The organism is Planomonospora algeriensis (genome assembly GCF_977012225.1).
Map to the genome: position 1 here is coordinate 1 of NZ_CDRNDK010000147.1, position 13,615 is coordinate 13,615.

Annotated in this window: 12 protein-coding genes; 8 read left to right on the forward strand and 4 right to left on the reverse strand. The window is 70.8% G+C overall.

Annotated elements, in window-relative coordinates; genetic code table 11:
• Positions 1-102: 102 nt before the first annotated feature.
• Positions 103-663: a DUF4352 domain-containing protein gene (locus ACWJ6R_RS16975; protein WP_449063149.1), complete on the reverse strand. Its 561-nt coding sequence runs from the start codon at positions 661-663 to the stop codon at positions 103-105.
• A gap of 161 nt (positions 664-824) precedes the next feature.
• On the opposite strand from ACWJ6R_RS16975, the gene ACWJ6R_RS16980 reads away from it, so the two are divergent.
• The 3 genes from ACWJ6R_RS16980 to ACWJ6R_RS16990 are packed head-to-tail and all read left to right on the forward strand — an operon-like array spanning position 825 to position 3,322.
• On the forward strand, positions 825-1,691 hold the full coding sequence (locus tag ACWJ6R_RS16980) for an ABC transporter substrate-binding protein (RefSeq protein WP_449063150.1): 867 nt from the start codon (positions 825-827) through the stop codon (positions 1,689-1,691).
• Positions 1,692-1,694: 3 nt separating this feature from the next.
• A complete protein-coding gene (locus ACWJ6R_RS16985) occupies positions 1,695-2,546 on the forward strand; it encodes an amino acid ABC transporter permease (RefSeq protein WP_449063151.1) in 852 nt (283 codons plus the stop codon).
• A gap of 5 nt (positions 2,547-2,551) precedes the next feature.
• Complete coding sequence (locus tag ACWJ6R_RS16990; RefSeq protein ID WP_449063152.1) at positions 2,552-3,322, forward strand: amino acid ABC transporter ATP-binding protein; 771 nt, start codon at positions 2,552-2,554, stop codon at positions 3,320-3,322.
• Positions 3,323-3,579: 257 nt separating this feature from the next.
• Here the strand turns inward: ACWJ6R_RS16990 and ACWJ6R_RS16995 are convergent, their stop codons facing one another.
• Positions 3,580-3,927, reverse strand: coding sequence for a PaaI family thioesterase (locus ACWJ6R_RS16995; RefSeq protein ID WP_449063159.1), 348 nt, complete (start codon positions 3,925-3,927; stop codon positions 3,580-3,582).
• Positions 3,928-4,070: 143 nt separating this feature from the next.
• On the opposite strand from ACWJ6R_RS16995, the gene polA reads away from it, so the two are divergent.
• The 5 genes from polA (at position 4,071) to coaE (ending at position 11,254) form a co-directional block, all read left to right on the forward strand.
• A complete protein-coding gene (polA, locus tag ACWJ6R_RS17000) occupies positions 4,071-6,800 on the forward strand; it encodes a DNA polymerase I (protein ID WP_449063153.1) in 2,730 nt (909 codons plus the stop codon).
• Positions 6,801-6,960: 160 nt separating this feature from the next.
• Positions 6,961-8,052 carry a polysaccharide deacetylase family protein gene (locus ACWJ6R_RS17005; RefSeq protein WP_449063154.1) on the forward strand — a complete coding sequence of 364 codons (1,092 nt, stop codon included), beginning with the start codon at positions 6,961-6,963 and terminating at the stop codon, positions 8,050-8,052.
• A 236-nt stretch (positions 8,053-8,288) separates the two neighbouring features.
• The gene (rpsA, locus tag ACWJ6R_RS17010) at positions 8,289-9,773 is read left to right on the forward strand and encodes a 30S ribosomal protein S1 (protein WP_449063155.1); all 1,485 of its coding nucleotides are present in this window, start codon (positions 8,289-8,291) and stop codon (positions 9,771-9,773) included.
• Positions 9,774-10,004: 231 nt separating this feature from the next.
• Positions 10,005-10,454 (forward strand): GNAT family N-acetyltransferase, encoded by a 450-nt coding sequence (locus tag ACWJ6R_RS17015; RefSeq protein WP_449063160.1) that lies wholly within the window; start codon positions 10,005-10,007, stop codon positions 10,452-10,454.
• 182 nt (positions 10,455-10,636) lie between these two features.
• A complete protein-coding gene (coaE, locus tag ACWJ6R_RS17020; protein ID WP_449063156.1) occupies positions 10,637-11,254 on the forward strand; it encodes a dephospho-CoA kinase in 618 nt (205 codons plus the stop codon).
• A 147-nt stretch (positions 11,255-11,401) separates the two neighbouring features.
• Here the strand turns inward: coaE and ACWJ6R_RS17025 are convergent, their stop codons facing one another.
• Together ACWJ6R_RS17025 and ACWJ6R_RS17030 are read right to left on the reverse strand one after the other, a co-directional pair.
• Complete coding sequence (locus ACWJ6R_RS17025; RefSeq protein WP_449063157.1) at positions 11,402-12,175, reverse strand: sporulation protein; 774 nt, start codon at positions 12,173-12,175, stop codon at positions 11,402-11,404.
• A 74-nt stretch (positions 12,176-12,249) separates the two neighbouring features.
• Positions 12,250-13,533, reverse strand: coding sequence for an SPFH domain-containing protein (locus ACWJ6R_RS17030; protein WP_449063158.1), 1,284 nt, complete (start codon positions 13,531-13,533; stop codon positions 12,250-12,252).
• Positions 13,534-13,615: the final 82 nt, after the last annotated feature.

Below are 13,615 nucleotides of genomic sequence, written 5' to 3' on the forward strand. Positions count from 1 at the left end.
GCGGGAGGGCCGCCGCGGCCGAGCCGCCTGCGGGCGAGGCGTGAGCCGTACGGTGTGATCACGGGCAGGCCCGCAGGTCGCGGGTCCGCCCGCTCGCGCCGCTCAGCCCAGCGGCACCGTGACGCCGTCCGTGCGGGTGTAGCCCAGCGGGGGGTCGCCGTACAGCCGGACCCCGGTCACCGACGCCTCCTCGGGGACGTCGAACCACAGGTCCATCTCGACCCGGACGCCGGCGCCCAGCAGGAAGGCGTCCGGCTGCCGCTTGGTCGCCTGGGCGAACGCGTCGACCGGGTGGGCCGTGCCGTCGGAGGTGAGCAGCCGCTGCTTTCCGGCGTCGAAGCGGGAGTTGGTGCGCCCGGGGTTGTCGGCGACGATCCGCACCACCACGTACTGCCCCCTGGCCTGCCACTCGGCGTGGCTGGCGAAGAACCCGCTGAGCCCCTTCTGCAGGCCGATCACCTGGAACCGGACGTCGCCGTCCTGCACCGGGGCGGCCGTGACGCGGATCTCGCCGGGCCTGACGGGGCGGGGCGGGAGCTCGTACGTCGGCGTCGCGGCGAACCGGGAGGCCGGTTCCGGCCGGGGCTCCTGCGGCCCGGAGCAGGCGGCGGCCGGCGCCAGGAGGAGCACGGCGGCCGCGGCGAGCACGGCGGTGCGGGGCATGACGATCACGCTAGATCGGGTACACGGGAGTAATACACACGGCTGAACTTGTTGTCCGAATCGTGTCACAGCGGTGACCCGCCCTGCCGTACCTGTGGGGCAGCATCACCCGCATTGAGGTATCCATGCAAAAAGCGACATTGACCGAGAAGGAGGCCGTCGTGGGCCTGAGTTTCATTCCCCGCCGGGCGCTCGCGGTGGGCGCCATGGTCGTCGCCGGCGCGCTGAGTCTGTCGGCCTGCGGAGGTGGCGACACCACCACCGCCAGCCCGAGCGAGGGTGCCTCGTCCAGCGCCCCGGCCGCCGCCGCCGGCGGCCCGAAGCTGGTCACCCCCGGCAAGCTGACCACCTGCACGAACCTGCCGTATGAGCCCTTCCAGTTCAAGGAGGGCGACAAGGTCGTCGGGTTCGACGTCGACATCGTCGACCTGGCCGCCAAGAAGCTCGGCCTGACGCAGGAGATCGTGGACATCGACTTCGCCGTGATCAAGAGCGGCGCCGCGATGGCCGCCGGCAAATGCGACGTCGCCGCCGCGGGCATGACCATCACGGAGGAGCGCAAGGCGAACATCGACTTCTCCGTCCCGTACTTCGACGCCACCCAGGCGCTGCTGGCCAAGAAGGGCACCGGCGCCGCGTCGCTGGAGGACGTCAAGGCCAAGAACCTCAAGCTCGGCGCCCAGGCGTCGACCACCGGCCTGGACCACGCCAAGAAGAACGGCTTCAACCCGCGCGAGTTCGCCGACTCGCCCAAGGAGCTGCTCGGCCTGCAGTCCGGCCAGGTCGACGTGATCATCCAGGACCTGCCGGTCGTGCTCACCTGGCTGAAGAAGCCCGAGATCGCCGAGAAGTTCGAGCTGATCGCCAGCCTGGACACCGGTGAGCAGTACGGCGTCGGCCTGAAGAAGGGCGCCGACCCGGCCGTGCTCAAGGCGGTCAACGACGCGATCACCGAGGCCAAGGCCGACGGCACCTACGATGAGATCTTCGTCAAGTGGTTCGGCAAGAAGCCCGGCGAGCTCGGCTGATCCATGACCGACCAGCCAACGACGGCTGAGCCGTCGGGCCCTGCCGGGGCTCCCCCCGGCAGGGCCCGGCTCAGTCCTCGCAAGAAGCAGCGGATCAGCCGGGCCGTCCAGTACGCCGTCCTGGTGGCCGCGGCGGTCGCCGCCGTCGTGTTCGTCGACTGGGCGAGCCTCGCGCAGAACTTCGCCAGGCCGGACGTGGCGGCGGAGACGCTGCCGGAGCTGTTCACGATCGCGCTGAAGAACACGCTCATCTACTCGGTCGGCGGTTTCGTCTTCGCCTTCCTGTTCGGCCTGCTGTTCGCGCTGATGCGGTTGTCGCCGGTCCGCCCCTACCGGTGGCTGGCGATCGCCTACATCGAGATCTTCCGGGGTCTCCCCGCGCTGCTGATCTTCCTGATGATCCTGTTCCTGCCGCTGGCCCTGCCCGGCTTCGAGGTGCCGGGCGGCCTGTACGGCCAGGGCATCCTGGGCCTGGCCGTCGTCGGCTCGGCCTACATGGCCGAGACGCTCCGCGCGGGCCTGCAGGCGGTGCCCCGGGGGCAGATGGAGGCGGCCCGGTCGCTGGGCATGTCGTACGGCAGGGCGATGGTCACGATCATCATCCCGCAGGCCGTGCGCATCGTGATCCCGCCGACGACCAACCAGTTCGTCTCCCTGCTCAAGGACTCGTCGCTGGTGCTGTTCCTCGGAGTCTCCGGCGAGTACGTGGAGCTGACGAAGTTCGGCAACGACCTGGCCTCCACCCACGCGAACGGCACGCCCATCCTGGTCGTCGGCGTGACCTACCTGCTCGTCACCATCCCGCTGGGCTACCTCGCCACCCGGCTGGAACGGCGCCAGGGGAAGGGACGGTGACCGCGGTGAATCCGACGACCCCGGTGCGTCACGCGGTCGAGATCCGCGACCTGCACAAGAACTTCGGCAGGCTGGAGGTGCTCAAGGGCATCGACTTCACCGTCGACCCCGGCCAGGTGGTCTGCGTCATCGGCCCTTCGGGCTCGGGCAAGTCCACGCTGCTGCGCTGCGTGAACCTGCTGGAGCAGCCGACCTCGGGCAAAGTGATCGTCGAGGGCCTCGACCTGACCGATCCGGACGCCGACATCGACGCAGCCCGCCGCCGGGTCGGCATGGTCTTCCAGCAGTTCAACCTGTTCCCGCACATGACCGTGCTGGAGAACGTCATGATCGCCCAGCGTCGCGTGCTCAAGCGCGGCAGGGCCGAGGCGGAACGCGTCGCCATGGAGAACCTGGAGAAGGTGGGCGTCGCCGCCAAGCGCGACTCCTACCCGGCGCAGCTCTCCGGCGGCCAGCAGCAGCGGGTGGCGATCGCCCGGGCGCTGGCGATGAACCCGGCGCTGATGCTCTTCGACGAGCCCACCTCGGCGCTCGACCCGGAGCTGGTCGGCGACGTGCTCACGGTCATGCGCAAGCTGGCCGAGGAGGGCATGACCATGCTGGTGGTCACCCACGAGATGGCGTTCGCCCGGGACGTGGCCGACCGGGTGGTCTTCATGGACGGCGGCGTCATCGTCGAGGACGGCCCGGCCGAGCAGGTCATCGGCGCGCCGCGGCACGAGCGCACCAAGTCCTTCCTGCGCCGGGTGCTGGACCCGACGCACACCGACGTCTGAGGCCTCCGGGAGGATCCGCAGGCGGTGGCCCGTCCCCCTTCGCCGGGGGCGGGCCGCAGGCGCGTCCGGGGCGGACGACGGGGAAGGGGCGCGGGTGCCCCTGCGGGCGCGAGCCCGCGGGGAGGCCTTTGGCGCCGTGTGGAGCTTCCCCGACTCCGCACGTTTTCTACTCGGCCCCCCGCGGGCGTCGCCGTCACCCACGGTAACCCCATCGGAGCCGGGAGCGCAAAGATATGCGCCGCCCGCCCGGGGCTTCTTCAGCCGGCGTCGCGGAGCATGCAGGTGAGCCGGGAGGTGCACACGCGCCGGCCCTGCTCATCGGTGATCTCGATGTCGTAGGTGGCGACCGTCCGGCCGCCGTGCAGGCGCCTGGCCACACCGGTGACCAGGCCGGAGGTGGCCGAGCGGTGGTGGGTGGCGCTGATCTCGATGCCGACGGCGATGCGGCCGGGCCCGGCGTGCAGGGCCGAGCCGACGGAGCCGATCGTCTCGGCCAGGACGCAGGACGCGCCGCCGTGCAGCAGGCCGTACGGCTGGGTGTTGCCCTCGACGGGCATGGTGGCGACGACGCGCTCGGCGCTCGCCTCCAGGATCTCGATGCCCATCCGCTCGACCAGGGTGTTCTGGTGCGCGCCGCCCAGCAGTTCCTCGATGGGGGACGTCTCGTCGGGATCGGTCATGGTCAAGGGGTGACTCCTCGTCAGGCGGGGCCAGGTTTTCTGTCGCACCAGGAGACTAGGCTTCTGCTGTGCCGAAGAGTGAAGCGACCCCTACTCGTCCGTGTCTCCTGCTGCTGGATGGGCATTCTCTGGCCTATCGGGCGTTCTACGCGCTCCCTGAGGAGAACTTCTCCACCTCCACGGGGCAGAAGACCAACGCCATCTACGGGTTCACGTCGATGCTGGTCAACGTGCTCCGCGACGAGCGGCCGTCCCACGTGGCGGTCTGCTTCGACCGCTCGGAGCCGACCTTCCGGCACGAGGAGTACGCCGGCTACAAGGCCACCCGCAGCGCCAGCCCGGACAGCTTCCGCAGCCAGATGAGCCTGATCCACGAGATGCTCGACGCGCTGCGCGTCCCGCACCTGTCGCTGGCCGGCTACGAGGCCGACGACCTGATCGCCACGCTCGCCACCCGGGCCGCCGCGCAGGACATGGACGTGCTGGTGGTCACCGGTGACCGCGACGCGCTGCAGCTCGTCGACGAGCGGATCACGGTGCTGATGACCCGGGTCGGGATCAGCAACATGACGCGGTTCACCCCCGAGGCCGTGCTGGAGAAGTACGACCTCACCCCGGCCCAGTACCCCGACTTCGCCGCCATCCGCGGCGACGTCAGCGACAACCTGCTGAACATCCCGGGCGTGGGGGAGAAGACCGCGGCCAAGTGGATCAGGGAGTTCGGCTCGCTGGAGGAGCTGGTCGACCGGGTCGACGAGGTCAAGGGCAAGGTCGGCGAGAAGCTCCGCGAGCACCTCGACCAGGTCCTGATGAACCGCCGCCTGACCCAGTTGGTGCGCGACGTGCCGCTGGAGCAGGAGGTCGCCGGGCTGAGGGTCGGCGAGCTGGACCGCGCCGAGATCGACAAGATCCTCGACACCCTGGAGTTCCGGGGCGAGATCCGTGAACGGCTCTTCAAGACCCTCGGCTCGGCCGAGGCCGGGTCCGAGGCCGGGTCCGGGGACGGCTTCGAGGTCGACGTCGTCGTGCTCGGCCCCGGTGAGGTGGCCGGGTGGCTGGAGGCGCTGCCCGAGGGGCGGGCGGGGCTGGCCTTCACGGGGGCGTACGGCAGGGGCACCGGCCGGATCGACGGCCTGGCGATCGCCGCGCCGGCAGATGGGCAGGAAGGCGGCACGGGCGGCTCCCGGGCGGCGTTCGTCGACCCGTCCGGGCTGACCGAGGGCGACGAGGCGGCGCTGCGCGCCTGGCTGGCCGACGAGGCCAGGCCGAAGGCGGTGCACGACGCCAAGGGGTTCATGCTGGCGCTCTGGGCGCAGGGGCTGGAGCTGCGCGGGCTGTCCTGCGACACGGCGCTGGCCGCCTACCTGGCGGCCCCGGGGCAGCGCTCGTTCGTCCTGGAGGACCTGGTCCGGGTCTACCTCGGCCGCGAGCTGAAGGGCGAGGCCCCGGCGGACGGGCAGACCTCCCTGTTCGACGACCAGGAGGCCGACGCGGCCCGCGACCTCGGGCTGAGGGCCTCGGCCGTGCGCGACCTCGCGAGCGCGCTGGAGGTGTTCCTGGAGCCGCGGGCGGCCACCAGCCTGCTGCGGGACGTGGAGCTGCCGCTGGTGGCCGTCCTGGCCGAGATGGAGCGGACGGGCATCGCCGCCGACCGCGACCACCTCGGCGGGCTGGAGGAGGAGTTCCGGGCGGCGGTGAAGCAGGCCGTCGAGGAGGCGCACGCCTCGGTGGGCGAGCAGTTCAACCTGGGCTCGCCCAAGCAGCTCCAGGAGATCCTCTTCGTCAAGCTGGGGCTGCCCAAGACCAAGAAGATCAAGACCGGCTACAGCACCGACGCCGACCAGCTGGCCTGGCTGGCCGCGCAGACCGAGCACGAACTGCCGACGATCATGCTGCGCCACCGGGACCAGGAGAAGCTCCGGGTCACGGTCGAGGGGCTGATCAAGGAGATCTCCGACGACGGGCGGATCCACACGACGTTCGAGCAGACGGTCGCGGCCACCGGGAGGCTGAGCTCCAAGCAGCCCAACCTGCAGAACATCCCGATCCGCACCGCCGAGGGCCGCCGCATCCGGCAGGGGTTCACGGTCGGCTCCGGCTACGAGACGCTGCTGACCGCCGACTACAGCCAGATCGAGCTGCGCATCATGGCGCACCTGTCCGGCGACGAGGCGCTGATCGCCGCGTTCGAGTCCGGGCACGACTTCCACCAGGCGACCGCGGCGCGGGTCTTCGGCACCGAGCCGGAGAAGGTCACCGGCGAGATGCGCGCCAAGATCAAGGCGATGAACTACGGGCTGGCCTACGGCCTGTCCGACTTCGGGCTGTCGGCGCAGCTCAGCATCCCGGTCTCGGAGGCCAGGGGCCTCAAGGAGGAGTACTTCGAGGAGTTCGGCGGCGTCCGCGACTTCCTCAACGCGATCGTCGCCCGGGCCCGGCAGGACGGCTACACCGAGACCATCCTCGGCCGCCGCCGCTACCTGCCCGACCTCAACAGCGACAACCGGCAGCGCCGCGACATGGCCGAGCGGATGGCGCTCAACGCGCCGATCCAGGGGTCGGCGGCGGACATCATCAAGATCGCCATGCTGCGGGTGGGCGCCGCGCTGCGCGAGGCCGGCCTGGGCTCGCGGATGCTGCTCCAGGTCCACGACGAGCTCGTGTTCGAGGTGGCGCCGGGCGAGCTGGAGACCCTGCGCGAGCTGGTCCGGACCCGGATGAACACCGCCTACGAGCTGCGCGTTCCGCTCGAGGTGTCGGTGGGCGTCGGACGCACGTGGCAGGACGCCGGCCACTGACCGCCGGGCCGGTGGCCGGCCGTCGCGGGGCGCTGTGAGGGGTGCCGTTGAGTGTGTCCGGGCTTGTCCCAGTCTGTTCTAGGGTTGGACGGCAGGCCGACACCTCGACGGGCACGGGAGTCTTGTGCGGAGTCCAACCCCCCATATCGCGCGGTTCATCATGCTGGCCAACGTCGTGGTCGTGGTCATCGCCACCGGGGTCCTGTTCCTGCTGCCCGACCCGGCCGGAAACGCCGCGCCGTCCGCCTCGGCCTCCGCGCCGGGGCGGCAGGCGCAGAGCACGGCTCCGACGCCGGAGCCCGTCCCGGAGCCGGACCTGCCCTCGGCCGACCTGCCCCAGGCGATCACCGCCACCCCGGAGTTCGCCCGGCAGGTGAAGGCCAACGAGGCCGGGATGGTCCCCGTGATCATGTACCACCGGATCGTGAAGAAGCGGCGGGCCTCCATCGACCGCACCCCCGACCAGGTGCGCAGGGAGATGGAGCGGCTGGCCAGGGACGGCTACGTGCCGGTCACCGCCCGGGAGTTCGCCGCCGGGCGGATGGACGTCCCCGCGGGCAAGCATCCGGTGGTGCTCACCTTCGACGACGGCCACCCCAGCCACTTCGCGCTGGACGACGCGGGCATGCCGGTGAAGGACACCGCGGTCGGGATCATCTACCAGGTGGCGAAGAAGTACCCGGGCTTCCGGCCGGTCGCCACCTTCTGGGTCAACCGGCAGCCGTTCGGACTGCAGAGCCGGGCCGATCAGGCGCGCGCCGTGCAGTGGCTGTCCTCGCGCGGGTTCGAGGTGGCCAACCACACCTGGAGTCATCCGTACCTGCCGGGCCTGGCGAAGAAGGGGATCGCCGAGCAGCTCGTCCGGGTCGAGCGGATGCTGAAGGCGCTCGGCGCCGGCCCGTCGGAGACGCTGGCGCTGCCGTTCGGGGCGATGCCGCGCAAGCGGTCCACCGTGCAGAAGGGCTCCTGGGACGGGACGGGGTTCGCCTTCAAGGCCGTCTTCCTGGCCGGCGCCCAGCCGTCGGTCTCGCCCTTCGTCAAGGACTACGACTGGCGGGCCGTCCAGCGGATCCAGAGCAACGGCAAGAAGGGCGAGTGCCGCAAGTGGTGCTCCCAGTACTGGCTGGAGTGGCTGGACAAGCATCCGGGCGAGCGCTACACGGCCGACGGCGATCCTGATCGGATCTCCATCCCCAGGAAACTTCGGGGTAATATCAGCTCCAAGCGGAGGGGGCAGGTCAACGCCTATTAGGCGTTCCTGTCGCCGTTGCGGCCTTTACGTGCCTTCTGGTGCGGGGTCCTTCCGGATTGACCAGGCTGCTCTGGTCTCATATGCTGATCGCTGCGCTGTGGGCTCGCGCGTGTCTCGGACGGAGTGGGCTCGCGCTCGATCACGTCGATGCGAACTTCCTGTCTCGGCTGAACGATAAGAAGCCTGCCGCGCGTTCGCCACATCGACATCTGTCCGCGTTCGGAGCAATTCCACACATGACGAGCAGCACTGAGGCCACCTCGAGCACCCCGCAGGTAGCGGTCAACGACATCGGCTCTGAGGAAGAGTTCCTCGCAGCGATCGACCTGACCATCAAGTACTTCAACGACGGCGACATCGTCGAGGGCACCGTCGTCAAGGTCGATCGAGATGAAGTTTTGCTCGACATCGGCTACAAGACCGAGGGTGTGATCCCCTCGCGTGAGCTCTCGATCAAGCATGATGTCGACCCGGCGGACGTCGTCGAGGTCGGTGAGCACGTCGAGGCGCTGGTCCTCCAGAAGGAGGACAAGGAAGGCCGCCTGATCCTGTCCAAGAAGCGCGCTCAGTACGAGCGGGCCTGGGGCACGATCGAGAAGATCAAGGACGAGGACGGCATCGTCACCGGCACGGTCATCGAGGTCGTCAAGGGTGGTCTCATCCTCGACATCGGCCTGCGCGGCTTCCTCCCGGCCTCCCTGGTCGAGATGCGCCGCGTCCGCGACCTGCAGCCGTACGTCGGCCGCGAGCTCGAGGCGAAGATCATCGAGCTGGACAAGAACCGCAACAACGTGGTTCTCTCCCGCCGCGCCTGGCTGGAGCAGACCCAGTCCGAGGTTCGCCAGACGTTCCTCAACACCCTGCAGAAGGGTCAGGTCCGCAAGGGCGTCGTCTCCTCGATCGTCAACTTCGGCGCCTTCGTGGACCTCGGCGGCGTCGACGGCCTGGTCCACGTCTCCGAGCTCTCCTGGAAGCACATCGACCACCCCTCTGAGGTCGTCGAGGTGGGCCAGGAGGTCACCGTCGAGGTTCTCGACGTGGACATGGAGCGCGAGCGCGTCTCCCTGTCGCTCAAGGCGACGCAGGAAGACCCGTGGCAGCAGTTCGCCCGCACCCACCAGATCGGCCAGGTCGTGCCGGGCCGCGTCACCAAGCTGGTGCCGTTCGGTGCGTTCGTCCGGGTCGAGGAGGGCATCGAGGGCCTGGTCCACATCTCCGAGCTGGCCGAGCGCCACGTCGAGATCCCCGAGCAGGTCGTCCAGGTCGGCGACGAGATCTTCGTGAAGATCATCGACATCGACCTCGACCGTCGCCGGATCTCGCTCTCGCTCAAGCAGGCCAACGAGGGTGCGATGGGCGCCGACGTCGAGTTCGACCCCACGCTGTACGGCATGGCGGCGACCTACGACGACCAGGGCAACTACATCTACCCCGAGGGCTTCGACCCGGAGACCGGCGAGTGGCTCGAGGGCTTCGACAAGCAGCGCGAGGAGTGGGAGCGGCAGTACGCCGAGGCCCAGACCCGCTTCGAGGCGCACAAGAAGCAGGTCGAGGAGGCCCGCAAGGCCGAGGCCGAGGCGGGCGAGGCGGCCCCCACGTCCTACTCCGGTGAGACCCCGTCGGCCTCCTCCAGCGGTTCCTCCGCTCCGGCGGCCGGCGCCCTCGCCTCCGACGAGGCTCTCGCGGCTCTGCGCGAGAAGCTCGCGGGCGGCCAGAGCTGAGGCCTTGAGGCCGAGGTGAAGCAGTAAGCACGGTTCGCAGAAGGGCCCCGCTCCGGCGGGGCCCTTCCGCGTTCCCGGGCGGGGTCCGCCCCGGAGGCTCCGGCCGTCTCGGGACCGGAGCCTCCCCGACGCCCGGAGACGGCCCTCAGACGCCCGGAGCGTCCCGGCGCCGTGGGGGGTGGCGGGGAAGTGACCCTGAGGGGAGTGCGCCGCTAAGGTGGCGCCGTGGCGATGATCGAGCGGGCGGGACCCGCGGACGCCGGGGAGATCCTCACCGTGCAGCGCGCGGCGTACGTGACCGAGGCCCAGCTCTACGGGGACCCGTTCATCCCGCCGCTGGTCGAGTCGGCCGCGCAGGTCCGCCGGGCCGTCGAGTCGGGCACCGTGCTCGTCGCCCGGGACGGCGGGCGGATCGTCGGCGCGGTCCGCGGTCAGACCTCGGAGACGACCTGCCGGGTCGGGCGGCTGGTGGTCGCGCCCGACGTGCAGGGCCGGGGGATCGGCGGGGCGCTGCTGGCGGCCCTGCACGAGGAGGTCGCCGAAGCGCTCGCGTTCGACCTGTTCACCGGGCACCTGTCGGAGGGCAACCTGCGCCTCTACCGCCGTCACGGCTACCGGGAGACCCGCCGGGAGCGGATGAGCGACCACCTCACCCTGGTGCACATGCGCCGCCTGCTCTGAGCCGCCCTCCCGCGCCCGCCGTGCGCGCGGCGCCGACACGACCGCTCACGTCTCGGCGAACTTCTTCCTCCGGCGTCCGCCGTGCGCGCGGAGGCGAGCGGACGAGGGGGCCGGGCCGTGCGCCGGGCCCGCGCGCCGGGCCGGGGCGACCCCGGCAGGGCCGTGCCCGTATGCTGCGGACCATGCTGAAGGTCGGACTCACCGGCGGGATCGGGTCGGGTAAGAGCGAGGTGTCGCGGCGGCTCTCGGACCGCGGCGCCGTGGTCATCGACGCGGACGAGATCGCCCGCGAGGTGGTCGAGCCGGGGACCGCGGGGCTCGCGAGGGTCGTCGCGGTCTTCGGGGGCGAGGTGCTCCGCGCGGACGGCGCGCTCGACCGGGAGAGGCTGGGGTCGATCGTCTTCTCCGACTCCGAGAAGCTGGCCGCGCTCAACGGCATCGTCCACCCGCTGGTCGGAGCCCGCGTCGCCGAGCTGCAGGATCAGGCGGCCGAGGCCGACGAGTCCGCGATCGTCGTCTACGACGTGCCGCTGCTGGTGGAGAACAACCTCGCCCCGATGTACGACGTGGTGATCGTCGCGGATGCGGCCGACGAGGTGCGCCTGGCCCGGCTGGTCGGCGTGCGCGGCATGTCGGAGCAGGACGCGCGCGCCCGGATCGCAGCCCAGGCGAGCCGGGAGGACCGGCTGGCGGTCGCGGACGTCGTGATCCGCAACGAGGGCTCACTGGAGGAGCTGGACGCCCGGGTGGACGAGGTGTGGGCGGAGCTGTCCGCCCTGCGGGCGGCCCGGGCGCGATAGCGACCCGCGTCCGCACCGGGTCCCGATCCACGTCCCGGTCCGCGTCCGGGCCCCGGTCCGTCCACGGACACGGCCCGCGCCCTCGTCGGGCGCGGGCCGTTCAGGAGGCGAGCCCCCGCCGGGGCGCGGGCCGTACCGTGGGACGGGTCAGAACCAGCCGCGCTTCTGGGCCATCGCGTGCAGGCCGGAGCGCAGGGACTGCTCCACCTGACCGGGGTGGTCGTTGTAGTGGACGGTGAAGCGGTTGTAGGTGTCGTGGCTGGAGTTCAGGAAACCGCCGCGGGTGTCGGCCTCCAGGATGACGTCCATCGCGCTCGGACCGGAGATGAAGGTCAGTTCCAGCTCGTTGAAGTGGCGGCTGTACTCGGGGCCCGCGTAGTACTCGATCTCCTGGAAGAACGGCATGCGCGAGCCGTGCAGGGTGCCGCGCTCCAGATCGGCCTTCTTGAAGCGGAAACCCATGCGGTCGAGGGCGGCCAGGACGTTCTCCTGGGCGGGCAGCGGGTTGACGAACAGCGGGTCCAGGTCGCCCTTGTCGAGCGCGCCGGCCAGGGCGAGCTCGGTGGAGACGCCCAGCTTCATGCCGTGCAGCGGGTGGCCGCCGATGGCGCTGATCGGGGTCTCCCACGGGACGGGGATCTCGAAGGGGATCGACTGGCCCGCGCCCGCGGCCAGGTGGAACGGCCCGGAGACCTGGTGGCGCAGGAAGCTGTAGGTCGTCTTGTACTCCTCGTCGCCGCTCTCCACCTCCACCACCGCGGTGAAGTCGATGAAGATGCCCTCGACCTGGTAGTCGCTGCTGCTGCTGCGGAAGTTGACCTGTCCGCGCAGGAGCTCACCGGGACGGACGTTGGAGTTCTGCAGGATCGTGTCGACCTCGACACCTGCACCGAACGCGGCCTTCAGCTTGCGGAACACCATCGGGAGACTCCCTGGGTAGATGACGTGCGTGTTCTCAGTGTCGTTCAGCGGACATCCGTCCGCGGACGTTTCTCTCAGTGGGCGGCGCCGGCTGGGCCGCCGGCCCCGCCAGTGTGGTCAACGGGCGGCCCGGGCCGGCCGTTCCCGGTCCCGAGCTGCGGCAGGATCTGCGCCATGAGCAGGGTGGACAGCGCGGAGGAGTCGCCGGACGACCCGCCCGCGGTGCGGACGACGACGGGCCGGGGGGCGCTCTCGGCGAGCCGGGCCCCCACGTCCAGGCGGCGGCGGGCCAGCTCGTAGTGGAGCACGGCCCGGTTGTCGCGGTAGGACTCCGCCAGGCGGCGCAGCGCCTTCGCCTCGTTCTCGGCGGAGGTGAGCTCGGCCCGGCCCCGCGCCTCGATCTCCCAGCGCACCCGCTGAGCCTCGGTCTCGTGCTCCTCCAGCATGCGGGCGACGTCCTTGCGCGCGGTGTTGGCGGCCGCCCGCACCTCGACGATACGCGCGTCCCGCGTCTTCTTCGCCCGCTCGATCTCCATGAGCAGCGTGTCGATCCGCCGCTTGCGGGTCAGCTCCCACTCCCGCTCGAAGGCCGACATCTCCTTGGCGACCTTCTCCCGGGTGGCCAGGTGCTGCTGGTAGGCGTCGGGGAGCTGCACGTCGGGGATGTTGGCGCCGGTGACCCGCACGCCGTACCGGCCGAGCTGGCGGTTGAGGGCCTCCTGCATGTCGCCCACGTCGGAGCCGCGCAGGTCGTAGGCGTGCTCGGTGTGCACCCTGCGGCTGCGCTGGCGGATGGCGTCCTGTACGGCGCTGCTCAGCACGAGGTCGAAGTTGCCCGCCCCGATCGTCCGGACGAAGGCCACCGGGTCGACGATGCGGAACTTCAGGAAGAACTCGATGGACTTCAGCGGCACGTTCTCGGCCGTCGGGCAGGCCACGATCGGCGCGGAGTACGGGATCTCGGTGGAGGTGTCCACCACCGCGTCGACCCGGTCCCAGGGCAGCCAGAGGTAGTGGCGGCCCGGCGGCAGGGTGCCGGTGATGGCGCCCCAGCGGCTGCGCACGCCGGTGGTGCCCTCCTCGATCTCGATGATCGCCCGGCGCCAGAGCCAGACCGCGGCCACGAACACGAGGAGCACCGAACCGAGCGCGGCCAGGAAGCCGAACCGGCCGCCCGCGAAGACCGCCGTCCCGGCCAGGTAGAGGGCCAGGAACAGCAGCGCCACCCAGGCGAAGCCCCTGCGGTCCTTGGGGATGACCACCGGGACGAGCTGGCCGGACTCGCCGCCGCGCAGCAGCTGGCGGATCTCCGACCAGGCCGCCAGTGATTCCTTGATCTTGGAGAACTCTCGGCTCATGTGCTCAGGCCTCTTCCTGGGCGCGCGGCGCGGCGTCCTGCGCGGCGTGCGGGGCGGTGCTCGGCGGGGCGGCGTCCGGGGC